We start from the raw sequence: 22,989 nt of genomic DNA on the forward strand, positions 1-22,989 counted from the left end.
TTTCGAACAATCGGTACAAGAATCGTGGTTCCCCGCCAGATGTCAAGGGGGCGGGCCGAAACCCCAGCACGACAAGGGCGAGATCGAGATGACTTCCACCCAGGCGAGCGACGTCGGCGCCGACGTCGCGGCACAGACCGAGATGTACCGGCGGATGCGGCTGATCCGGCAGTTCGAGGACCGCGCCTCCCGGCTCTACCGCGTCAACCAGATCCCCGGGTTCCTGCACCTGTCGATCGGCCAGGAGGCCACAGCCGTGGGGGCCTGCTGGCCGCTCGACGACCGCGACGTGGTCACCTCCACACACCGCGGCCACGGCCACTGCATCGCCAAGGGGCTCGATGTCACCGGCATGTTCGCGGAACTGATGGGCCGCAGCACCGGGACGTGCCGGGGCCGCGGCGGTTCGATGCACATCGCCGATCCGCGCAAGGGCATTTTCGGCGCCAACGGCATCGTGGCGGCCGGGCTGCCCATCGCCACCGGAGCGGCGACCGCTGCGCAGCTGCGCTCCCGCGGCGGCGTGGTCGTCGCGTTCTTCGGGGACGGCGCGGTGGCGCAGGGCATGTTCCACGAGGCGGTCAACCTCGCCGCCGTGTGGCAGCTCCCGATCATCTTCTTCTGCGAGAACAACCACTACGCCGAGTTCTCGGCGGCGAAGGACCAGCACCGCGCGACGCTGGCCGACCGGGCCCGCGGGTACGGGATCGACTTCGCGCACGTCGACGGGAACGACGTGGTCGCGGTGGCCGACACGGTGAGCGGCCTGGTGCGCGACCTGCGGGCAGGCGGGGGACCGGTGCTGGTGGAGGCCGAGACCTACCGCTGGCACGGGCACTACGAGGGTGACCCGGAACGCTATCGGGAACCAGCCGAGCTCACGGAATGGAAGATGCGCGACCCGTTGACGGTGCTCGCGGCCCGGCTCGCCCCGGACCGGGTGGCCGAGATCGACCGCGAGGTCGACGCGGTCATCGACGCCGCGGTCGAGCAGGCGCAGGCCGCGGACGAGCCGGAACCAGAGACCCTGCACCACTTCGTAGGCGTGCCCAGGGAGCCGGTTCCGGAGCCGCCCGAACCGGACGGCGAGGTCTTTCGCACCATGGACGCCGTCCGGGAGGCACTCGAGCACGAGCTGGCCGCCGATGAGGACGTGTTCCTGGCCGGGATCGACGTCGGCGCGGGCGGCAACGTCTTCGGGCTCACCCGCGGACTCGCAGAGGCCTACCCGGGGCGGGTGCGCGACACCCCGATCTCGGAGAGCGCCATCATCGGCGCGGGTGTCGGATCGGCCATGGCCGGCCTGCGCCCGGTCGTGGAGCTGATGTACTTCGATTTCCTCGGCGTGTGCCTGGACCAGCTGATGAACCAGGCCGCGAAGCTGCGGTTCATGACCGGCGGCGCGGTGAGCATGCCGCTGGTGGTGCGCACCCAGTTCGGCGCGGGCAAGTCCTCGGGCAGCCAGCACTCCCAGAGCCTGGAGGCGCTGCTCGCGCACATCCCCGGGCTCACCGTGGTGATGCCGTCGACCCCGGCGGACACCTACGGCCTGCTCCGGGCTGCCATCCGCGATCCGAACCCGGTGGTGTTCGTGGAGAACCGGCTGTTGTACGGGCGCAAGGGCCCGCGGCCGCGACCCGGCCACCTGGTGCCGCTGGGCAAGGCAGCCATCCGGCGCGAGGGCACCGACGTGACGCTGGTGTCGTACTCGAAACTGGTGCACGAGTGCACCGCGGTGGCCGAGCAACTCGCCCAGGACGGGATCAGCGTCGAGGTGATCGACCTGCGCACGATCGCTCCACTGGACACCGAGACGGTGCTGCGGTCACTGGCCAAGACCGGCAGGCTCGTGGTGGCGCACCAGGCCGTGGAAGCCTTCGGCGTCGGAGCGGAACTGGCCGCAGTCGCGGCCGAGCACGGGTTCTGGACGCTCGACGCGCCCGTCCTGCGGGTCGGCGCCGCCCACACCCCCGCGCCCTACGCACCCTCGCTGGAGCGCGAGTGGCTCCCGGACCAGGAGCGGATCGCCGCCGCCGTGCGGAAATCCGTGCTCGGCTAGGTGTATTGCTCGGGGAGGTTGTGAACGCGGGGGACACGTAGTTGGATGATCTTAAAATGAGGGAGGACCTCCGGGTTCGGTGTGGATCACCACAATCTGCACCGCACCTCGGGAGGTCCTCGTGTCTCACCGTGACGCGCCGTTGACCGCGACCGGCAGACTGCGTCTGGCCCGGTGTGTCGTGGAGGAGGGGTGGCCGCTGCGGCGGGCGGCGGAGCGGTTCCAGGTGTCGGTGGCCACCGGGAAACGGTGGACCGACCGTTACCGCGACGAGGGTGAGGCCGGCATGGTCGACCGCTGCTCACGTCCGCATTGCAGCCCGCATCGCACTCCGACCCGGACCGAGCGGCGGATCATCAAGGTGCGGGTGCTGCGCCGGTGGGGACCGGCCCGCATCGCCGCCCTGCTGGGGTTGGCTGCCTCCACCGTGCATCGCGTGCTGACCCGCTATGGCCTGGCCCGTCTGAGGCACCTGGACCGGGCCACCGGGCGGGTGGTGCGCCACTACGAACGCGCCACACCGGGTGAGCTGGTGCACGTCGACATCAAGAAGCTGGGCAACATCCCCGACGGCGGCCACCGGGACTGCGACCGCGCCACTGGCAACCAGCACCGCAAGGCCACCACCACCGCCCGCTACCCGCACGGCAAACCCCAGATCGGCTACAGCTACCTGCACAACGCCGTGGACGACCACTCCCGGCTGGCTTACGCCTCGATCCCGCCCGACGAGACCAAGACCAGTGCGGTCGCGTTCTGGCCCCGGGCACAGGCGTTCTTCGCCTCCCACGGCATCACCGTGCAGCGAGTGCTGACCGACAACGGCTCCTGCTACCGCTCACGCAACTGGCGCAACACCCTCACCGCCGCCGGCATCCACCACACACGCACCCGCCCCTACCGTCCGCAAACCAACGGCCAAGTCCAGCGGTTCAACCGCACCCTGTCCGACGAATGGGCCTACGCCCAGCCCTACCACTCACAAACCGCACGGCGCGCCACCTTGCCCGGCTTCCTCCACGACCACAACCATCACCGACACCACACCAGCATCGACGGCCCACCCGCCACGCGCTTACCCAACCTCACGGGAAAGAACAACTAGCGAAGCGCCGTGTGGGATGGACACGCGTCCGTCCCACACGGACGCGGCAGCGGGAACGGCCTCATCCCTGCTCGTGCTCCCGGAACCGCCGCACCCGCTCCTCGAGGTCGCCGGCGTCGTAGGACGGGCTGCGGAAGCCGGAGATCAGCGTGGCGCAGTACTCCCGGGACAGGAACTCCGCATCCCACTTACCGCCGGGCTTGGCCCACTGGTAGGTGTGGTTGTGCATGTTGAGGAACTGCAGCATCGCCAGGCGCGCGTCCATCTTGCGGAACGCGCCCGTCTCCATCGCCTCCACGAGCAGGTCCCGCACGATCTTCTCGAACTCCTGCCGCTGGTGGAGCAGCCGCGTTCGGTTCGCACCGCGCAGGTGCCGGTAGTCGTGTTCGTAGACCCAGATGTGGTCGAGCCGAGCCAGGATGAGCTCCAGCAGGGTCTGGGACAGCAGTCGCAGGCGCAGGACCGGATCCTCGTCCAGGGCCGCGATCCGCCGGGCAGCCGCCAGCAACGGGTTCAGGACGCGGTTCTGGATCTCGACGAGAAGGTTCTCCTTGGACCCGATGTAGTAGTACAGCGCACCCTTCGCAAGGCCGGCGACCTGCCCGATCTCGGCGATCCCGGTGGCCGCGTAACCCTGCTTGGCGAACAGCCGCGCCGCCTGGTCGATGATCTCCTGCCGCTTGATCTCGTAACCCGGCCCGTGCCCTGGTGGTCTTGGCATGACACCAGAGCCTATTCCGCTCGCACCACGTCGTGCTCGCTCACCCACCGTCCACACCGATCACGGAAGCTCACCCGGTCCGGGCTTGTCAGGTTCCGACCCGCGCCTTAGAGTGCTTCCCGTCACCGTTTCGTAGACCGACTGGTACACGAAACAAATCCACCGGCAGCACACTGGAGTGATGGCCCGTGAGTGATGAGAAGTCCCCTGCTCCGCAAGGCCTTTCCGTGCCGCGGGAGGACGTTTCCGAAGAGGACCTGCGCGCGTTGGGCGTCGAGCTCGCCCGCGACTTCCCCGGCAGCACCGCCGCCGACTTCCGGCGCTACCCGGTGCTGTCCGAGGGCGGCTGGTTCACCGTCGTGAAACACCAGAAGACGCTCGAGTCGGTGGCCCGCGAGCCGGGCCCGCTGCTCGGCCCGATCGCTCTGGCCTCCGACGGCCTCGACGTCAACTGAGAAGGGAGAAGCCACCATGATCGGAGTCGATGTCGGCGGGACGTTCACGGACGTCGTGGCCATCGAGGACGGCAAGATCAAGACCGTCAAAGTCGCCACGGACGTGCGCACCACCGAGCGGGGCGTGCTCAAGGGAGCCGAAGAGATCGGCGTCGAGGCGGCCGAGGTCTTCAACCACGCCAGCACCCACGGCCTCAACGCCGTGATCACCCGCCGGCTGCCCAAGATCGCGTTCCTCACCACCGAGGGTCACCGCGACATCCTCGACGTCGGGCGCACCTGGCGACCCGTCGAGGGCCTGATGAACCCGGCGTGGCGCCGTTCCTACGGCGACGCCAACCGCCCGCTGGTGCCCCGTTATCTTCGCCGCGGTATCCGCGAGCGGCTCACCGCCGACGGTGGTGTGCTGATCCCGCTCGACGAGGACCAGACCCGCGCCGAACTCGCGGTGCTGCGCCGCTGCGGCGTCGAGGGCGTGGCGATCTGCCTGATCAACGCCTACGTCAACGACCACCACGAGGAGCGCCTGCGCCAGCTGGTGCAGGAGGAACTGGGCGACATCCCGGTGTCGATCTCCAGCGAGGTCTCCCCGCTGGCCAAGGAGTTCGCCCGCGCCTCCACGACCGTCGTCGACGTGTTCATGCGCCTGATCTACGGCGAATACACCCGTCGCCTCGACGCCGGACTGCGCGACTTGAAGTTCACCGGCGATCTGAACTTCGCCGACTGCGCCGCCCAGCTGGTTCGCTCCGACGTCGCGATGGAGCACCCGTTCCGGATCGTGTTCGCCGGCCCGGCCGCGGGCACCGTCTCCAGTGCACACTTCGGCAGCCTGATCGGCGCCCGGAACCTGCTGTGCGCGGACGTGGGCGGAACCTCGTGCGACATCAGCATGGTCACCGACGGCACGCCGTTCGTGAACACCACCTTCGAACTGGAACACGACCTCATCGTCAACGCGTTGTCCAACGAGATCTCCAGCATCGGCGCCGGCGGCGGCAGCCTTGTCACGATCAACGCGGCGGGCGAGCTGAAGGTCGGGCCGGGCAGCGCGGGCGCGGATCCCGGACCGGCGTGCTACGGCATCGGCGGCACGCAACCCGCGACCACCGACACCTGTCTGCTCATGGGGATCATCGACCCGGACGGTTTCGCGGGCGGCCGGATGAAACTCGACCCGGAGCTGTCCCGGCAGGCCTTCGAGGCACTGGACACCAAGCTGTCGTTCGAACAGCGCGTGTCCTACGCGTTCAACATCGGGATCAACAACATCGCCGAAGGCGTCACCAACATCGCGATCCAGCACGGCGTCGATCCCCGCGACTACAGCCTGGTCGCCTACGGTGCCGCGGGTCCGATGCTGCTTCCCGCGGTGCTCGACCTGGTGCACGCGGCCGAGGTCATCGTGCCGCCGCACCCCGGCCTGTTCTCCGCGCTGGGCCTCGTCAGCACCGACCTGGTCTACGCCGACAGCCGCAGCGCCTACACCCTGCTCACCGCGGAAGCCGCCGAGTCGATCGACAAGGTCTACCGCTCCATGGAACAGCGGCTCTCGGAGCGGCTGAAGGACGCCGACCGCGGCAAGGTCACCTTCGTCCGCAGCTTCGACGGACGGCTGGCCGGCCAGACCTGGGAGACGCCGTTCATCGCGGTGCCCAACGGCGAGATCACCGCCGAGGGCGTCGAGCAGATGGTGGCCAACTTCCACGAGGCCTACGCCGAGCGCAGCGGCAACAAGTTCGAGGCGCTGCCGGTGCAGGGCGTGACCTACCGGGTGCAGGCCGTGGTGAACGCCGACAAGGTCGAGTACCCGGTGCTGCCGGAGCGGCCCGCGGGCGAGCGCCCCGAGCCGACCCGGACCCTGACCATCCGCTACCTCACCGACGAAGACCTCCCCGCACACGAGTACCAGCGGGCCGATCTGCGCGCCGGCGACCAGATCCCCGGCCCCGCCGTGATCAGGGAACCGCTGTCCACCACGTTCCTCGTACCCGGCCAGACCGCCCACGTCGGCTCCCACGGTGAGCTGCGAATTCGCAAGGCGTGAAGGAGAAACCCGTGACCGTTTCACTCAAGGACCTCGACGATGCGCAGTTCGCCGAGCGGTATGGCGCCGACCGGTTCACCGCGACGGTGCTGTCCAGCCGGATGCGCTACATCGTGCAGCACATGTGCACCGGGTTGCTCAACAACGCGTTCTCGCTGATCCTGCGCGACTGGTACGACTTCGCGGCCACCATCTCCGGACCGCCGGAGCAGAACTACCCGATGTCGTCGGTGAGCAACAGCCTCGCGATGTTCCTCGGCACCATGTCCGAGGCGGTCCGCAACACCATCGAAGAGTACGGGCCGGAGAACTTGCGTCCCGGCGACGTGGTGATCTGCAACGACCCGTACCGCGCGGGCAACCACGTCAACGACATCTGCTTCATCCGGCCGGTGTTCGCGGACGGCCGCATCATTTCCTTCGTCACGCTGCGCGCCCACCAGCTGGACATGGGCGGCGTCGTGCCCGCCGGGTTCAGCGGCACCAAGCGCAACGTCTACGAGAACGGCCTGGTCATCGCACCGACCCTGCTCTACCGGGACGACAAGCCGGTCAAGTCCGCGTTCAACCTGATCTTCGACAACGCTCGCTACTGCGCGCTGCTGCTGCCCGACATCAAGACCATCTACGCGAACCTGTTGCTGGGCGAGCAGCTGATCCAGGAAAGCGTCGCACGCTACGGGGTCGAGGCCTACCTCGGGGCTATCCGGTACAGCACCGACGTCTCCGCCGAGGCGATGAGCACCGCGCTGGCCGAGCTGCCCGACGGCGTGTACGAGGCCGAGGAGGGCATCGACTGCGACGGCATCGACGACTCGGTCGAATACCGGATCAAGGTCAGGATCACCAAGGCCGGGCACCGCATGGAGCTGGACTTCAGCGGAACCTCGCCGCAGGCGCGCACCAGCATCAACGCGGGAATCCTGGACACCAAGACCGCCGTCGGTGTCGCACTGAAATTCCTGATCGACCCGGCGACACCGTTCACCTCCGGTGCCTACCGGGACATCGACATCGTGCTGCCCGCCGGGACGTTCATCAGTGCCACCCCACCGGACGGCGCGGTGTTCCTGTACTGGGAGAGCACCGGACCGGTCCTGCTGGCGGTGTTCCGCGCGCTGGAGAAGGCACTGGGCCGCAAGGCCGTCGGCGGTGATTACGGCTCGCTCAACATCCACAACGCCAACGGTGTGCTCGAGGACGGGACGCCGTGGGTGACCACCGCGCAGTGCGGTGGCGAGCACGGCCCGTGGGGCGCCACCGAGGCCGGCGACGCGGACAGCTACTCCGTGGTCTACCAGGCCAACAACCTCGATCCGGCGACCGAGGCGATCGAGTCCGAGCTGCCCGCGGTGGTGCTGCGCAAGGAGTACGTCCCGGACAGCTCCGGTGCGGGCACCAACCGCGGTGGCGCCGCAGTCCTCAAGGACACCCTGTACCTGACCGCGGCCGAGCACTGGTCCAGCCCGCTGCACACCAAGAGCCCCAGCGGTCTCGGGGTGTACGGCGGCAAGAGCGGCGCGCTCGGTGCGACGTGGCTGTTCCACGCCGAGGACCGCGACGTCGTGCGCACCAGGGAACTGCTCGGGACTTCCGACGAGGTGTACGCACGTGCCACCCCGGTGGCCGGGATGCTCGACCCGGAGACCAAGTGCGTCGACCCGGACGGGGAGTACTTCTACTTCGCCAGCACCCCCGTGTGGCACACCAAGCCGCACGCGGTGTTCCGCTACCTCACCAATGGCGGTGGCGGCTGGGGCAACCCGCTCGACCGCGACCCGGAACGGGTCAAGCGGGACGTGCGTGACGAGTACGTGACAGTCGAGGGCGCCTACCGCGACTACGGCGTCGTCATCACCGGCGATCCGCGCACCGATCCGGAGGGGCTGCGCGTCGACGAAGAAGCCACCCGCCGCCGCCGCGCCGAACTGGCCGCTCAGTGAAGGAGACCAGCATGACATCGATCGAGCTCAACGAGAGCCAACGGGAGCTGCGTGAGCGGTTCGTGTCCGAACGGGGCTACTGGAACCCCTTCTGGGAGGGGCTGCTCAGCCTGGACCCCGAGTTCTTCGAGGCCTACCTGACCTTCTCGTCGGTGCCGTGGCGCAAGGGTGTCCTCGAGCCGAAGGTGCGGGAGCTGATCTACACCGCCATCGACGCTTCCACCACGCACCTCTACGAGCCCGGTCTGCGCCAGCACATCCGCAACGCGCTGGGCTACGGGGCGACCAAGGAGGAGATCATGGAGGTCCTGGAGCTGACCAGCGTCCTGGGCATCCACACCTGCACTCTCGGCGTGCCGGTGCTGATGGAGGAACTGGAAGCCCACGAGCGCCGCAACGGCGCCGGCTCGTGACCGGTGTTCTCGCCGCGGGCGGCGCCGCCGGGATGCACGGCCGTCAGGCCGTCGTGACCGGCGCCGCCCGCGGCATCGGCGCGCACATCGCTCGCGAGCTGGCGGCCGCGGGCGCCGAGGTGACAGTGCTCGACGTCAACGACCCCGCCCGCACCGTCGCCACCATCAGGGCCGAGGGCGGGACCGCCACCGGGCACACGGTGGACGTCACCGACCTGGCCGGGGTGCGCGCGATCCTGTCCGGGTTGCCCGCACTCGACGCGCTGGTCACCTCGGCGGCGGTGTACGGCGACACGGTGTCCGTCGACGACCTTGACGAGTCCGAAGTGGACCACGTGCTGGGCGTCAACGTGAAGGGCACCCTGTGGACCATCAAGGCGGCGTTGCCGCTCCTGCGACGGCACGGTGGCCGCGTGGTCTGCATCGGCTCCGTCGCGGGCAAGGTCGGCGGTGTGCTCGCCGGGCCGCACTATGTGGCAAGCAAGGGCGCCGTGCACGCGATGGTCAAGTGGCTCGCCAAGACCGAAGCGGCGCACGGGATCACCGCCAACGGCGTGGCTCCCGGAGTGGTGGACACCGAAATGGTCGCCGGTCGCGGCTACCGGCCGGATTACTGCCCGCTGGGCAGGCTCGCCCAGCCGGAGGAGATCGCGCGGGTGGCGGCGTTCCTCGCCTCCCCCGCGGCCAGCTACATGACCGGCGCCGTGGTCGACGTCAACGGCGGATACGCGATGGGTTGAGAGGAAACAACATGGACTGCGCTGTCATCACCGGAGCTGCCTCCGGTATCGGGCGGGCCTGCGCGGTGCGCCTGGCCGCGACGGGGGCGACCGTCGCGCTGCTCGACGTCAACGGGGCGAGCGGCACCCTGCGGGAGATCGAGGAACACGGCGGCAAGGCCACCGAGTACGCGGTCGACGTCACCGACGACGACGCCGTGCGGGACGTGATCGGTGCCCTGCCCGGGGCGCCGCGGGTACTGGTCAACGCCGCGGGCATCATCGTGCGCAAGAAGCTGCTCGAGTGCTCGGTCGAGGAGTGGCGGCGCGTGGTCGACGTCAACCTCACCGGTTACTTCATCCTGCTGCGGCACGTCATCCCGGCCATGACCGAGGCGGGCGGGGGTTCGATCGTGCAGATCGCCTCGATCGCCGGGCACACCGGGTACGGGTTCTCCTCCTACACCGCGGCCAAGGGCGGGGTGCTCGCACTGACCAAGCAGCTCGCCGCCGAACTGGCCGAGCACCGGATCCGCATCAACTCGGTGAGCCCGGGTGTGGTCCAGAGCGGGTTGAACCGGGACACCCTGGCCAACCAGGCCATCCGTTCGGCCACTGTGGACAACATCCCGCTCGGACGGCTGGGTGAACCGGACGACATCGCGCGCGTCGTCGCCTTCCTCGCCGGCCCCGAGTCCGACTTCGTCACCGGGGCCGACCTGGTCGCCGATGGCGGCATGATCAGCACGATCCACTGGGGCAAGGCGGGCGCACAACTGCACAGCTTCCACACGGAGGAGCGCTGATGTACAACTTCGCCGCCGTGCTCGAGCACAACCTGGGCCGCTACCCGGACAAGGTCGTGCTGTCCCAGGGCGAGCACCACCTGACCAACCGCGAGCTGGCCGCCAGGGTGCACGCGCTGGCCGCCGGCCTGCGTGAACTGGGCATCGGCCGCGGTGACATCGTCGCGCTGCTGCTCTACAACCACATCGAATTCGTCGAGACGGTGCTCGCGCTCAACCACCTCGGTGCGGCGTTCCTGCCGTTGAACTACCGGCTCTCCCCCGCCGAATGGGACTACATCGTCGGCAACGCCGAGGCGGCGGCGATCCTCACCGAGCCGGAGTTCGCCGACGCCGCGTCGGCGATCCCGGTCCGGAACCGGCTGATGCTCGGCGAGCGGCGGGAGGGCTGGGCGTCCTACGACGACCTGGTGGCACGGCACCTCGGCGAGGTGGTGCCGATCGAGGACGTCGGCCCGGATACGCTCCAGCGCCTGATGTACACCTCCGGCACCACCTCCCGCCCGAAGGGTGTGTGCATCACCCACGCCAACCTGCTGTACAAGAACCTCGGCCAGATCGTGGAATTCGGCATCACCAGTGCGGACACCACGCTGGTGTGCGGACCGCTCTACCACGTGGGCGGGCTCGACCTGCCCGCACTGGCGACCCTGCACGCCGGCGGTTCGCTGATCCTCACGCGGAAGTTCGACGCAGCCGAGGTCGTCGACATCATCGAGCGGGAACGTCCGACCAACGTCTGGCTCGCCCCCTCGATGATGAACGCACTGCTGCACCTGCCAGGGCTCACCGAACGGGACACCTCCTCGATCCGGTTCATCATCGGCGGCGGGGAGAAGATGCCGGTGCCGCTCATCGAGCGCATCCGCGCCGCGTTCCCCGCCGCGTGGTTCGCCGACGCCTACGGGCTCACCGAGACCGTCTCCGGCGACACGTTCAACGACGCCGAGCACATGCTGTCGAAGGTCGGGTCGGTCGGCAGGCCGGTCGCGCACCTGCGAGTGCGCATCGTCGACGACACCGGCCGCGAGGTGCCGCGCGGTGAGCTCGGTGAGATCGCGCTCTCCGGCCCCAAGGTGTTCGCGGGGTACTGGCGCGACCCCGAGGCGACGGCCAAGGCCTTGCGCGACGGGTGGTTCCACACCGGCGACATCGGCCGGATCGACCACGACGGCTACCTCTACGTCGAGGACCGGAAGAAGGACATGATCGTCTCCGGCGGGGAGAACATCGCCACGCCTGAGGTCGAGCGCGTCCTCTACGAGCACCCCGACGTCGTGGAGGCCGCGGTCGTGGGCATGCCCCACGAGCGGTGGGGCGAGGTGCCGAAGGCCTTCGTCGTGCTGCGGCCCGGCGCCGACGTGGACACCGCCGGACTCGTCGCGTTCTGCCGCGAACGCCTCGCGAAGTTCAAGGTACCCGCAGAGATCCAGTTCATCGATCAGCTCCCGCGCACGCCGTCGGGCAAGGTGCTCAAGCGCGACCTGCGGTCCCTGCCGGTGATCGCGTGAACACCTTCGATCTCACCGGGAAGACGGTGTGGGTGACAGGGGCCGGCAAAGGCCTCGGCCGCACGATGTCCCTGGCGCTGGCGAAGGCGGGCGCACGGCTCGCCGTGACCTCCCGGACCGAGAAGGACCTGCGCACGCTGGCGGAGGAGACCGGGCCGGACACGGTCGTGCTGCCCGGATCCGTGGACCAGCCCGGGTTCGCCGATGACTGTGTGCGACGCCTCGGACGCGTCGACGCCCTCGTCAACTGCGCCGGGATCAGCCCGGTCTTCACGCGCAGCGAATCGTTGAGCGACGACGACTGGCACCAGGTGCTGCGCGTGAACCTCGACGGCACGTACTTCTGTTGCCGCGCCGCGGGTCGCCGCATGCTCGAGCAGGGGGCGGGCAGCATCGTGAACGTGTCCTCGGTGCACGCCACCACCGGCTTCCAGCGGATCGCCGCCTACGCCGCGAGCAAGGGCGGGGTGGAGGCCCTCACGCGGGTGCTCGCGGTCGAGTGGGCCGACCGCGGCGTGCGGGTGAACGCGCTCGCGCCCGGGTACTTCGCCACGGACCTGTCCGACGGCCTGATGAACAGCCGCTGGGGTGAGGTCATCGTCAACGCCGTGCCGCAACGCCGCATCGGTGACGCGAACGAACTGGCCGGCGCGGCGGTCTTCCTGGCCAGCGACGCGTCGTCCTACGTGACCGGCAGCACCCTGCGGGTCGACGGCGGATGGACCGCGCACTGAGTCGCTTGACAAGAAGGCACGGCAGTGCCCGCGCACCGAGCCCGCCGAGCAGCACAGGTGAAGCTGGAGGGCGATCGGGGGTCGGGGCGCCAGTAGCGTGACCTCTTCGGATTCGCGAACGTGGTCGCCACGCCGTGCCCCCCGCAAACGCAGACGGCCTGCCGACGATGGTCGTCGGCAGGCCGTCTGAACAGCTAAAATAACCGGTGGGCGATACTGGGATCGAACCAGTGACCTCTTCGGTGTGAACGAAGCGCTCTCCCCCTGAGCTAATCGCCCGGTGTGCCGAAATCTTAGCCCATCCCGCCCGGGCGCCGTGCACCTACCCCAGTCGTCGGGTCACCCGCTCCTGCGCCGCCTTCGCCTCGGCCTTCAGGCGCGCCACGATCTCCGCCGCCGGGCCCTCCGGCGCCACCGAGTACGTCTGCCCGCCCCACAGGTTCACGCCCTCCGGGTCGCCGGCGGCGTGCGCGGCTGCCCGCACCGGCTTGGTCAGGTGGTGCACCTGCGGGTACGCCGAGGGCGCGTACGGCGAGTGCTCGGTCAGGAACCGGTTCACCAGCCCGCGCGCGGGGCGGCCGCTGAAGGCCCGCGTGATGGCCGTGACGCGCCCGCCCTCGGCCAGCGCCTTGCGGTGCGCGAGCTGCGTCCCCGCCTCGTCGGCGCGCAGGAACGCGGTGCCCAGCTGCGCCGCGTCCGCGCCGGCGGCCAGCACCGCGGCGACGTCCGCGCCGTGCACGATCCCGCCCGCCGCGATCAGCGGCAGGTCCACGGCGGACCCGATCAGCCGCAGCAACGCCAGCAGCCCGTACACCTCGCCCCCGGCCGGGTGCTCCGGATCGTCGACGAACAGCCCGCGGTGCGCGCCCGCCTCGAACCCCTGCACGCACAGGGCGTCCGCGCCCACCTCGACCGCCCGCACGGCCTCCTCGGGCGTGGTGACGGTCACGATCACCTGCGAACCGGCCTCGCGCAGCCGCGCTACGTCCGTTGTGGACGGCAGCCCGAACGTGAACGACACGAACGGGATCCGCTGCGCCGCCACGAGGTCGACCTTCGCCGGGTAGTCGTCGTCCTCCCAGCGCGGGTCGCCCGGCTCGGCCTCGTAGTGCCGGGCCTCCTCCTCGATCCGCCGCACGTAGGGCGACAAATCCACATCGGACTTCCGTCCGGGGACGAACAGGTTGACCCCGAACGGCCGGCTCGTCAGCTCCCGCGTCTTCGCGATCCGCTCGCCGAGCGCGTCCGCGGTCAGGTACCCGGCGGCGAGGAACCCGGATCCGCCGGCCTCGGCAACGGCGGCGACGAGTTCGGGTGTCGTGGGCCCGCCCGCCATCGGCGCCACGAGAACGGGGACACGCAACTCTTCGAACATGCTCCCCACCCTAGGGTTTCCGGCGCCGCGCGTACGCCTCGAGGCCGTCCAGCAGGCGCTGCACGCCGAACTCCAGGTCCGGCAGGATCCCGGATTCCTCCGTGCCCGGGTCGAACGTGCCCTCGGCGATCGTGGCGGCCAGCATCGGGAACCGCTCCGGGTCCAGGTACTTCCGCAGCCCGGCGGCGAAGTCCGCGTCCGCCTGGAGCCCCGTGATGCCGGCCTCGCGCTGCGCCTCCGCCATGTCCAGCGAGATCCGCGCGAGCTCGCGCACGGCGCCGTCCAGGAACGTCATCGCCCAGATCATCTCGGCAACGGTGAGGCCGAGCCCGGAGATCGCCCGCATCCCGGCTTCCATCCAGGCCAGCTGCCGGGGTCCCGATGGCGGGCCGTTCATCCGGATCCGCAGCATCCACGGGTGCCGCAGGTGGAACTCCCACACCGCGCGCACCCACACCGCGACCTCGGCGCGCCAGTCCTCGCCCGCCGGCTTCGGCGGTTCCTCCTCGGCCGCGTAGTCGACCATCAACTCGATCAGCTGGTCCTTGCCCGACACGTACCGGTACAGCGACATGGTCGTCTTGCCGACCGCCGCCGCCACCCGCTGCATGGAGAGCGCCTCGACACCCTCGGCGTCGGCGAGTTCGATCGCCGCCCGGACGATCTTTTCCACGCTCAGCGCGGGCTTCGGCCCCCGGGTGGGCCGTTCGCCGCCGCCCCACAGGAGTTCGAGGGTTCGCGTGCGTTCCGCCGTCATCGCCGTCCTTTCGTCCTTGACGGCCATCCTAGAACTGTGTATCACTTACACAAATCAGTCTACGTCATACACAGTTCCAGGGGAGAGAGTGATGATCGAGGTCAGCGGCCTGCGCAAGGCATTCGGGGGCAGAGAGGTGCTCGGTGGTGTCGACCTCACCGTCGAGCGCGGCAGCGTCGTGTCCCTGCTCGGGCCCAACGGCGCGGGCAAGAGCACCACCGTCCGCATCCTGACGACCCTGCTCGCGCCGGACGCGGGCACCGTGCGGATCGGCGGGTTCGACGTGGTGCGGCAGGCGCCGGACGTGCGGCGGATCATCGGGGTGACCGGCCAGCAGACCGGGGTCGACCGCCTGCTGACCGGCTACGAGAACCTGGTGATGATGGGCCGCCTGTTCCGGCTCGGCGCCGCCGCGGCCCGCCGCCGGGCGACCGAACTGCTCGAGCGGTTCGACCTGACCGAGGCCGCCGGACGGCCGGTGAAGACCTACTCCGGGGGCCTGGAACGGCGCCTCGACCTGGCGATCAGCATGATCACCGCGCCGCCGGTGCTGTTCCTCGACGAGCCCACCACCGGGCTGGACCCGCGCAGCCGCGCCGGCGTGTGGGAGACGGTGCGCGACCTGCTGGCCGGCGGCGTGACGGTCCTGCTCACCACCCAGTACCTGGAGGAGGCCGACGAGCTGGCCGACCGGGTCGCCGTGATCGACGGCGGGCGGGTCGTGGCCGAAGGCACCCCGGCGTCGCTCAAGCAGCGCGTCGGCAGCGAGCGCCTCGACCTGACCTTCGCCACCGCGGAGGCGTTCGAGGTGGCCCGGCTGGTGCTCGGTGAGGCGCACGCCGGGGAGGGACTGGTGCTGAACGTGCCGGTCGACGGCGCCCGCGACGTCCGCGAGGTCCTGGAACGCCTCGACCGGGCCGGTGCCGACGTCGTCGACCTCGCGCTGACCCGCCCGTCCCTCGACGACGTCTTCCTGTCCCTGACCGGCTCGCCGACGATCGGAGCGGCCCGATGAGCACCCTGTACTGGAACGCGAACAACTCGGCCGTCCTCATCGGACGGTCGGTGCGGCACATCCTGCGCTCCCCCGACCAGGCGATGACGGCGATCTTCCTGCCGGTCGCGATCATGCTGATGTTCCGCTACGTGTTCGGCGGCGCGATCAACACCGGCGGCACGGCCTACATCGACTACGTGCTCGCCGGGATCATCGCCATCAGCGTCACGTTCAACTCGACCTCGACCACCGTCGGCGTCGCGGACGACCTCGAACGCGGTGTGGTGGAACGGTTCCGCTCGATGCCGATGTCCAGCGTCGCGGTGCTCACCGGGCACATCGCCGGCGCGATCGTCCGGAACGCGCTGTCGCTCGCGATCATGATCGGCGTCGGCCTGCTCATCGGCTTCTCCCCTGCCGCGGGTGTCGGCGGGTGGCTGGGCGCGCTCGGCATCCTGCTGGTGTTCACGGTGGCGATCTCGTGGGTCGCGGCGATCCTCGGGCTGCTCGCCGGCGGCACGGAAAGCGCCGCCGGGCTGGGCATGATCCTGGTGTTCGTGCCGTACCTGAGCAGCGCGTTCGTGCCGCCGAGCACCATGCCGGACGGCCTGCGCGCGGTCGTGGAGGTCCAGCCGGTCACCCCGGTGGTCGACAGCGTGCGGGCGCTGCTACTCGGCGGGCCGGTCGGGAACTCGGCCTGGCTCGCGGTGTTGTGGTGGGGCGGGATCACGCTGGTCGCGATGCCGGTCGCGGGCGCGTTGTTCCGGCGGCGCTCCCGGCGCTAGCTTGGCCCCATGACGAACCTCGACGCCGTCCGCTCGCTCGCCGCCCAGGAGACCGGCCTGGCCACGGTGGCGGTCGCGCGGGCGGACGGCTCGGTGCACGCTTCGGTGGTCAACGCCGGGGTCCTGGACGACCCGGTGTCCGGCCGCCCGTCCGTCGCGTTCGTGGCGGTCGGCCATGCGAAGAAGCTGGACCTGCTGAGCGCTCGTGGCAACGCGACGGTGGTGTTCCGGCGCGGCTGGACGTGGGCGGCGGTGCAGGGACCGGTGCGGCTGATCGGCCCGGACCACCCGGATGAGGCCTTCGACCCGGCCGGCCTGCCCCGGCTGCTGCGCGACATCTTCACGGCGGCCGGCGGCACCCACGACGACTGGGACACCTACGACCGCGTGATGGCCGAAGAGCGCCGCTGCGCCGTGTTCGTCGAGCCAGCCCGGATCTCCGGCACCGCGTGAGCGGCCGCTACTTCTTCTTGCCCTTGTCGCCGGAGGGCTCGTCGGTGGACAGTGCCGCGACGAAGGCCTCCTGCGGAACCTCGACCCGGCCGATGTTCTTCATCCGCTTCTTGCCTTCCTTCTGCTTCTCCAGCAGCTTCCGCTTCCGCGAGATGTCACCGCCGTAGCACTTGGAAAGCACGTCCTTGCGGATCGCGCGGATCGTCTCGCGCGCGATGATCCGCGACCCGACCGCCGCCTGGATCGGCACCTCGAACTGCTGCCGCGGGATCAGCTCGCGCAGCCGGCCCGCCATCTTGTTGCCGTAGCCGTAGGCGGCGTCCTTGTGCACGATCGCGGAGAACGCGTCGACCGGCTCGCCCTGGAGCAGGATGTCGACCTTCACCAGGTCGGCGACCTGCGTGCCGGCCTCCTCGTAGTCCAGCGAGGCGTAGCCGCGGGTGCGGGACTTCAGCGAGTCGAAGAAGTCGAAGATGATCTCGGCGAGCGGCAGGTTGTAGCGCAGCTCGACGCGGTCCTCCGACAGGTAGTCCATGCCGAGCAGGTTGCCGCGCTTGCTCTGGCACAGCTCCATGATCGCGCCGATGAACTCCGACGGGGCGATCACGGTGACCTTCGACAGCGGCTCGTGCACCTCGGCGATCTTCACACCGGTCGGCCAGTCGGACGGGTTGGTGACGTGCACCTCGGTGCCGTCGTCCTGCACCACGCGGTACTCGACGTTCGGCGCGGTGGCGATCAGGTCCAGGCCGAACTCGCGCTCCAGCCGGTCACGGGTGATCTCCAGGTGCAGCAGGCCGAGGAAGCCGCACCGGAAGCCGAAGCCGAGTGCGACCGACGTCTCCGGCTCGTAGGTCAGGGCCGCGTCGTTGAGCTGCAGCTTCTCCAGCGCCTCCCGCAGCTCCGGATAGTCCGAGCCGTCCACCGGGTAGAGGCCGGAGAACACCATCGGCTTGGGGTCGCGGTAGCCGGCCAGCGGCTCGGTGGCGCCCTTGCGCTCGGAGGTGACGGTGTCACCGACCCGGGACTGGCGGACGTCCTTCACGCCGGTGATGAGGTAACCCACCTCGCCGACGCCGAGACCCGCGCTGGGCTTGGGCTCCGGCGAGATGATGCCGACTTCCAGCAGCTCGTGCGTGGCGCCGGTGGACATCATCCGGATCCGCTCGCGCGGGGTGATCTTGCCGTCCACGACGCGGATGTAGGTGACGACGCCGCGGTAGGTGTCGTAGACCGAGTCGAAGATCATGGCGCGGGCCGGGGCGTCGGCGTCGCCGACCGGCGGCGGCACCTGGCGGACGACCTCGTCCAGCAGGTCGGGCACGCCCATGCCGGTCTTCGCCGAGACGCGCAGCACCTCGGACGGGTCGCAGCCGATGATGTGCGCCAGCTCGGCGGCATATTTGTCCGGGTCGGCCGCGGGGAGGTCGATCTTGTTCAGGACCGGGATGATGTGCAGGTCCTTCTCCAGCGCCAGGTACAGGTTGGCCAGGGTCTGCGCCTCGATGCCCTGCGCCGCGTCGACCAGCAGGATCGCGCCCTCACACGCCTCCAGTGCCCGGGAGACCTCGTAGGTGAAGTCCACGTGGCCCGGGGTGTCGATGAGGTGCAGGACGTGGTCGCGGCCGTCGACCTGCCACGGGAGGCGCACGTTCTGGGCCTTGATCGTGATGCCCCGCTCGCGCTCGATGTCCATCCGGTCGAGGTACTGCGCGCGCATGGCCCGCTCCTCGACCACGCCGGTGAGCTGCAGCATCCGGTCGGCCAGGGTGGACTTGCCGTGGTCGATGTGCGCGATGATGCAGAAGTTCCGGATCTGCTCCGGCGGCGTGAAGGTCTGGTCGGCGAACGTGCTCACTCGGATCCTCGGCTCGTCGTGGGGTACGACTCCATGTTCCCATGCCCGATTTCCGGGTCATCCCCGATGCCGGTGAGCGGTGGCGAGTGCTGACCTGGAGGTATGAGCACAACCATCGAGCAGATCCTGGACCGGGCCTTCGGTCACCCCCGCGGCCTGCTGGGCCGCATCGGCGGCGCCGTGATGGCCCAGGCGAACGGCGCGACCGAATCGCACGTGGTGGACGTGGCGAGGCTCACCCCGGAGGAGACGGTGCTGGTGGTCGGCCCCGGTCCCGGGGTGGGCCTGCGACTGGCCGGTCAGCGTGCGGCGGTGGCGCACGGGGTGGATCCGTCGCCGGAGATGCTGGCGCTGGCGCAGGCCCGCTGCGCGGCGGAGATCGCGGCGGGCCGGGTCCGGCTGGCCCGCGGTTCGGCGGAGCGGACGGGCCTGGACGAGGCCTCCGTCGACGTGGTGGTGAGCGTGAACAACGTCCAACTGTGGGACGACCGCCTCGCGGGCTTCCACGAGCTGCGGCGGGTGCTGCGCCCGGGCGGCCGGCTGATCCTCTCGGCGCACGAGAAGTGGCTCCCCGTGCCGCGGCACGCGCTGGCGGCCGAACTGGTCGAGGCCGGTTTCACGGAGCTGCAGACGTGGGTGTGGCAACCCCCGGGCGTCACCGCGCCGCTGGCCGCCCAGTTCCGCGCCCGACGGCCCGCCTGAGCCTGCGCCACCTGCCACCCCAAATCAAAACCGGCCCCGCGAGATCCGCCGTCACCGGCGCCGCACGATCGGCGGCGCAAGTTGAGAACCAGCGCCGGCGAGATCCACGGTCAACGCACCCAAGAATCAGCCCCAGGCACCGCCAACGCCGCGAGACGAACCCCGGCCCCGCGGGATCCGCCGACGCACCGGAACAAGCCCAGGCCCGCCGCCGGTCCCGTGTGGCGGCTCACTGCGCGCGGATGTCCGTCCGCAGTGGATGGTCCGGCGGGATCTCCACCAGCACGATCGACGTGCCGTCCGGGTCGGAGATGCGCGCCTCGTCCAGGCCCCACGGCTCGCGGCGGGCCTCGCGGTCCGGCACGACCCCGCGTTCGGCCAGCTCGTCGAGCGTGGCCTTGAGGTCGCGGACCTGGAACCACAGCTCGACGTCGGGGCTGGTGCCCTGCTCGCCGCGGCCGACGACCTCCAGGTAGCCCTGGCCGGTGAAGAACACGGTCCCGCCGGGGAACGTGCGGTAGATGGCCAGGCCGAGCACGTCCCGGTAGAACGCCGTGGTCTTCTCGGGGTCGCGGGGGTGGATCAGCACCCGGCTGCTCAGGACGTCCATACCTCCTGCCTACCCCACCTGGTCAGGAAGCCGCAATCGCGGCAATTCCGGCCAGGACGACGACCGAGCCGGCCAGGCGGCGCGCCGGGTGCGGCTCGTCCAGCACGAGCCAGGCCGCGATCCCGCCCAGCACGATGCTCACCTCGCGCGCGGGCGCGACCAGGCTGACCGGCGCCATGCGCATCGCGTAGAGCACGAGCACGTAGGCGACCGGCGACAGCACCCCGACGGCCACCGCCTCCCGCCAATGCGCCCGCCACAGCGCGCCGATCCGTCCGCCTGCGCGTAGGGCCGCGGGCGCGAGCAGCAGGCTCTGCAGCACCGAACCGGCGGCGAAGTAGGTCAGCGGCGGGACGGCGAGGGCGTTGACGGCGTGGTCGTCCCAGAGCGTGTAGGCCGCGATGGCGACCCCGGTGAGCAGCCCGTAGAAGACCCCGGCCCGGCGGGCGCGGGCGTCCGCCGCCGAGCGGGAGCCGAGCCCGATCACCAGCACCCCGGTCACGACGAGGAGGGCGCCGGCGAGCCCGAGCCACCCGGGCCGCTCGCCGAGCAGGACGACCGCCGCGAGCACCGACAGCAGCGGCCCGCTCCCCCGCGCCAGCGGGTAGACGACGGACAGGTCGCCGACGCGGTAGCCACGCTGCAGCACGATGCCGTAGGCGACGTGGAAGACCGCGGTCAGCAGCGCCGCGGGCAGCCAGATCCATTGTGGATGCTGTCCCTGGATCACCAGGGCCACGACGGCGACCGGAGCGCAGACCACCGCGGAGACGGTGTAGTAGAGGAAGACGAACCGGGCCCCGTCGTCGACCCGCTTGGCGGCGAGGTTCCACCCGGCGTGCACCACGGCCGCGACGAGGACGAGCCCGAGCGCCGTGCCGTTCACCTGCAGCCTCCCCCAGCCAGTGCGAGTGCCACGGTAGCGCCCTGCTAACCTTGTCGGTCGTTGCCGTGCGGCATTCCGCCAGGGAGGAAACCCGCACGCCGGGGCCGGTACAGCGCGGCAGCGAACCCACCGACAGATCGAAGGAGCGCCTTCATGGCCAACATCAAGTCCCAGATCAAGCGCATCAAGACCAACGAGAAGGCGCGCCAGCGCAACCAGTCGGTCAAGTCCTCGGTGAAGACCGCGATCCGCAAGTTCCGCGAGGCCGCCGAGGCGGGCGACAAGGCCAAGGCCGTCGAGCTGCAGCAGGCTGCCGCTCGCGCCCTGGACAAGGCCGCCAGCAAGGGCGTCATCCACGCGAACCAGGCCGCCAACAAGAAGTCGGCGATGGCCAAGCGCGTCAACCAGCTCTGAGCTTGATCTTCCGAGGGGCGGGCATCCGGCAGGGTGCCCGCCCTTCTGCTGTCCAGGGGTGACGGGTTCGTGAGTGACGGGACTTTCCCGCGGCGCCTGAGGCCGGATCACCCCCAACCACCCCAATCGCAGGCGCGTCCGGCGCCGCTGCCCGCCTCGGCTCCTGCCCCTCGCTTGCACGGCGACTTCCGCGGCGCGTTCGCACCCCGGCCCCTGCCAGCCTGGCCCACCACCCCGGGACATTCCACGGCCCAACCACCCCGCGAGCCCGCCCGGCGAGCCCGCCCGGCGAGCCCGCCCGGCAACATCCGCGACGCATTCGCACCCCGACCCCTGCCAGCCTGGCCCACCACCCCGGGACATTCCACGGCCCAACCACCCCGGGAGCCCGCCGGCGAGCCCGCCCGGCAACATCCGCGACGCGGACACTCCGGCTTCTGCCGGGCGGCCGCGTTCCGGTCGGCGTCCCGCTGGACGCCCCCTCCACCATGCCCACTCAGGCGCTGTCGCGGATTCGCTGAACCTGCGCTGTCTCGGACCCCACTACCCAGCCTCGCCCGGGGGCCGGCGCCGAACTCAGCGCTTGTCGCGGGCGGCGGCTAGTTCCAGGACGGCCCGCTCGAGCGCGTAGGCCGGGTCCGCGGCCTGGCCCTTGACCTCGGCGTTCACCCGCGCCACCACGGCCATCGCCTCGGCCAGCCCGGCCTGCGTCCACCCGCGGGACTGCCCCTGCGCCTTGCGGATCTTCCACGGCGGCATGCCCAGCTCACCGGCCATCTGGTTCGGGTTGCCGCGGCCCGCCGCCGACACGCGGGCGATCGTGCGGACGGCGTCCGCGAGGGCGTCGGCGATCAGGACGTGCGCCACGCCGATCTGGAGCGCCCACCGCATCGCTTCGAGCGCCGCGCCGCGCTCGCCCGCGACGGCCTTCTCCGCCACCGCGAAACCCGTCACGTCCGCGCGGCCCCGGTGGTAGCGGCGCACGGCTTCCTCGTCGACCCGGCCGCCCGAGTCGGCCACCAGCTGCGACGCCGCCGCGGCCAGCTCCCGCAGGTCGGATCCGACGGCATCGATCAGCGCAGCCACCCCGGCCGGGTCGATCTTGCCGCCGGCCTGCCGGACCTCGTTGCGGACGAACGACTCCCGATCGGCCGGCCGGGTGATCTTCGGGCATTCGGTGACCTGGGCGCCGGCCTTGCGCAGCGCCGCCGGCAGCGACTTGGCCGCCTTGCTGCGGCCACCACCGGTGTGCACGACGACCAGGACGACACCGTCGGCCGGCATCTTCGCGTAGGCGAGCACCGCGTCGGCCAGCTCCTGGCCGATGTCCTGCGCGCCTTCCAGCACGATCACCCGGCCCTCGCTGAACAGCGACGGGCTGACCAGCTCGGCCAGGCCGGGCGGCGTGAGATCGGACACCCGGACCTTCGTCAGCTCGGCCGTCGCGTCCTCCCGGCGCGCCTGTTCCAGGGCGGCGCGGACGGCGCGCTCGACGAGCAGCTCCTCTTCACCGAGCACGAGCTGCAGGGGGGCGGAGGTGGTTGCCGGCGCGGTCACGGTTCAGATCCTCCCACGGGCCACCGACAGCTCCGGAGCGTGATGAAACCCGCAGGGGCATGGCGTGCTCCGAGCGTGGTGC

22 protein-coding genes and 1 tRNA gene are annotated in these 22,989 nt (G+C 70.4%); 15 read left to right on the forward strand and 8 right to left on the reverse strand.

Going from position 1 to position 22,989, the window contains the following annotated elements:
• Positions 1-88 precede the first annotated feature (88 nt).
• Entirely contained in the window at positions 89-2,059 is a 1,971-nt protein-coding gene (locus AMYTH_RS0118865; protein ID WP_017987783.1) for an alpha-ketoacid dehydrogenase subunit alpha/beta, read from the forward strand.
• Between the two features lie 121 nt (positions 2,060-2,180).
• Positions 2,181-3,164 (forward strand): IS481 family transposase, encoded by a 984-nt coding sequence (locus AMYTH_RS0118870; RefSeq protein WP_051362749.1) that lies wholly within the window; start codon positions 2,181-2,183, stop codon positions 3,162-3,164.
• Positions 3,165-3,225: 61 nt separating this feature from the next.
• Here the strand turns inward: AMYTH_RS0118870 and AMYTH_RS0118875 are convergent, their stop codons facing one another.
• Entirely contained in the window at positions 3,226-3,885 is a 660-nt protein-coding gene (locus AMYTH_RS0118875; protein ID WP_017987782.1) for a TetR/AcrR family transcriptional regulator, read from the reverse strand.
• Positions 3,886-4,073: 188 nt separating this feature from the next.
• Here AMYTH_RS0118875 and AMYTH_RS0118880 point away from each other — a divergent pair, with 188 nt between their 5' ends.
• From AMYTH_RS0118880 to AMYTH_RS0118915, 8 genes are read left to right on the forward strand one after another with little or no spacing between them, the layout of a single operon-like run.
• Positions 4,074-4,340 (forward strand): hypothetical protein, encoded by a 267-nt coding sequence (locus tag AMYTH_RS0118880; protein WP_228684866.1) that lies wholly within the window; start codon positions 4,074-4,076, stop codon positions 4,338-4,340.
• 16 nt (positions 4,341-4,356) lie between these two features.
• Positions 4,357-6,387: a hydantoinase/oxoprolinase family protein gene (locus AMYTH_RS0118885; RefSeq protein ID WP_027931636.1), complete on the forward strand. Its 2,031-nt coding sequence runs from the start codon at positions 4,357-4,359 to the stop codon at positions 6,385-6,387.
• An 11-nt stretch (positions 6,388-6,398) separates the two neighbouring features.
• Positions 6,399-8,330, forward strand: a complete 1,932-nt coding sequence (locus tag AMYTH_RS0118890; protein WP_027931637.1) for a hydantoinase B/oxoprolinase family protein — start codon at positions 6,399-6,401, stop codon at positions 8,328-8,330.
• 11 nt (positions 8,331-8,341) lie between these two features.
• Positions 8,342-8,743: a carboxymuconolactone decarboxylase family protein gene (locus AMYTH_RS45285; protein WP_017987778.1), complete on the forward strand. Its 402-nt coding sequence runs from the start codon at positions 8,342-8,344 to the stop codon at positions 8,741-8,743.
• On the forward strand, positions 8,740-9,483 hold the full coding sequence (locus tag AMYTH_RS0118900; protein ID WP_228684868.1) for an SDR family NAD(P)-dependent oxidoreductase: 744 nt from the start codon (positions 8,740-8,742) through the stop codon (positions 9,481-9,483). Before AMYTH_RS45285 ends, AMYTH_RS0118900 begins: the two co-directional genes overlap by 4 nt.
• 11 nt (positions 9,484-9,494) lie before the next feature.
• Positions 9,495-10,268: an SDR family NAD(P)-dependent oxidoreductase gene (locus tag AMYTH_RS45290; protein WP_037322604.1), complete on the forward strand. Its 774-nt coding sequence runs from the start codon at positions 9,495-9,497 to the stop codon at positions 10,266-10,268.
• Positions 10,268-11,779 carry an acyl-CoA synthetase gene (locus AMYTH_RS0118910; protein WP_027931639.1) on the forward strand — a complete coding sequence of 504 codons (1,512 nt, stop codon included), beginning with the start codon at positions 10,268-10,270 and terminating at the stop codon, positions 11,777-11,779. The genes AMYTH_RS45290 and AMYTH_RS0118910 overlap by 1 nt, the downstream gene beginning before the upstream one ends.
• Positions 11,776-12,513: an SDR family NAD(P)-dependent oxidoreductase gene (locus AMYTH_RS0118915; protein WP_027931640.1), complete on the forward strand. Its 738-nt coding sequence runs from the start codon at positions 11,776-11,778 to the stop codon at positions 12,511-12,513. Before AMYTH_RS0118910 ends, AMYTH_RS0118915 begins: the two co-directional genes overlap by 4 nt.
• A gap of 207 nt (positions 12,514-12,720) precedes the next feature.
• Here the strand turns inward: AMYTH_RS0118915 and AMYTH_RS0118920 are convergent.
• The 3 genes from AMYTH_RS0118920 to AMYTH_RS0118930 form a co-directional block, all read right to left on the reverse strand.
• Positions 12,721-12,792: transfer RNA gene (locus tag AMYTH_RS0118920), tRNA-Val, on the reverse strand.
• A gap of 43 nt (positions 12,793-12,835) precedes the next feature.
• Positions 12,836-13,888 (reverse strand): nitronate monooxygenase, encoded by a 1,053-nt coding sequence (locus tag AMYTH_RS0118925; protein WP_027931641.1) that lies wholly within the window; start codon positions 13,886-13,888, stop codon positions 12,836-12,838.
• A 10-nt stretch (positions 13,889-13,898) separates the two neighbouring features.
• Positions 13,899-14,672, reverse strand: coding sequence for a TetR/AcrR family transcriptional regulator (locus AMYTH_RS0118930; protein ID WP_084022631.1), 774 nt, complete (start codon positions 14,670-14,672; stop codon positions 13,899-13,901).
• 64 nt (positions 14,673-14,736) lie between these two features.
• On the opposite strand from AMYTH_RS0118930, the gene AMYTH_RS0118935 reads away from it, so the two are divergent.
• Genes AMYTH_RS0118935 through AMYTH_RS0118945 form a run of 3 tightly spaced genes read left to right on the forward strand, consistent with a single transcriptional unit; the run spans position 14,737 to position 16,880 of the window.
• Positions 14,737-15,660 carry a daunorubicin resistance protein DrrA family ABC transporter ATP-binding protein gene (locus AMYTH_RS0118935; protein WP_027931643.1) on the forward strand — a complete coding sequence of 308 codons (924 nt, stop codon included), beginning with the start codon at positions 14,737-14,739 and terminating at the stop codon, positions 15,658-15,660.
• Positions 15,657-16,427 (forward strand): ABC transporter permease, encoded by a 771-nt coding sequence (locus tag AMYTH_RS0118940; RefSeq protein WP_027931644.1) that lies wholly within the window; start codon positions 15,657-15,659, stop codon positions 16,425-16,427. Before AMYTH_RS0118935 ends, AMYTH_RS0118940 begins: the two co-directional genes overlap by 4 nt.
• Positions 16,428-16,436: 9 nt before the next feature.
• Positions 16,437-16,880, forward strand: coding sequence for a pyridoxamine 5'-phosphate oxidase family protein (locus AMYTH_RS0118945; protein ID WP_027931645.1), 444 nt, complete (start codon positions 16,437-16,439; stop codon positions 16,878-16,880).
• A 7-nt stretch (positions 16,881-16,887) separates the two neighbouring features.
• Here the strand turns inward: AMYTH_RS0118945 and lepA are convergent, their stop codons facing one another.
• A complete protein-coding gene (gene lepA / locus AMYTH_RS0118950) occupies positions 16,888-18,738 on the reverse strand; it encodes a translation elongation factor 4 (protein WP_020420815.1) in 1,851 nt (616 codons plus the stop codon).
• A 102-nt stretch (positions 18,739-18,840) separates the two neighbouring features.
• Between lepA and AMYTH_RS0118955 the strand changes: the two genes are divergently transcribed.
• Positions 18,841-19,440 (forward strand): class I SAM-dependent methyltransferase, encoded by a 600-nt coding sequence (locus AMYTH_RS0118955; protein WP_027931646.1) that lies wholly within the window; start codon positions 18,841-18,843, stop codon positions 19,438-19,440.
• Between the two features lie 229 nt (positions 19,441-19,669).
• On the opposite strand, the gene AMYTH_RS0118960 is transcribed toward AMYTH_RS0118955, so the two are convergent.
• Together AMYTH_RS0118960 and AMYTH_RS0118965 are read right to left on the reverse strand one after the other, a co-directional pair.
• The gene (locus AMYTH_RS0118960) at positions 19,670-20,050 is read right to left on the reverse strand and encodes a VOC family protein (protein WP_027931647.1); all 381 of its coding nucleotides are present in this window, start codon (positions 20,048-20,050) and stop codon (positions 19,670-19,672) included.
• A 22-nt stretch (positions 20,051-20,072) separates the two neighbouring features.
• Entirely contained in the window at positions 20,073-20,936 is an 864-nt protein-coding gene (locus AMYTH_RS0118965; protein WP_027931648.1) for an EamA family transporter, read from the reverse strand.
• Positions 20,937-21,089: 153 nt separating this feature from the next.
• Between AMYTH_RS0118965 and rpsT the strand changes: the two genes are divergently transcribed.
• Entirely contained in the window at positions 21,090-21,350 is a 261-nt protein-coding gene (gene rpsT, locus AMYTH_RS0118970) for a 30S ribosomal protein S20 (RefSeq protein WP_020420811.1), read from the forward strand.
• A 576-nt stretch (positions 21,351-21,926) separates the two neighbouring features.
• On the opposite strand, the gene holA is transcribed toward rpsT, so the two are convergent.
• Complete coding sequence (holA, locus tag AMYTH_RS0118975; protein ID WP_027931649.1) at positions 21,927-22,907, reverse strand: DNA polymerase III subunit delta; 981 nt, start codon at positions 22,905-22,907, stop codon at positions 21,927-21,929.
• Positions 22,908-22,989: the final 82 nt, after the last annotated feature.

Source organism: Amycolatopsis thermoflava N1165 (assembly GCF_000473265.1).
GTDB classification, from domain to species: Bacteria; Actinomycetota; Actinomycetes; order Mycobacteriales; family Pseudonocardiaceae; genus Amycolatopsis_E; species Amycolatopsis_E thermoflava.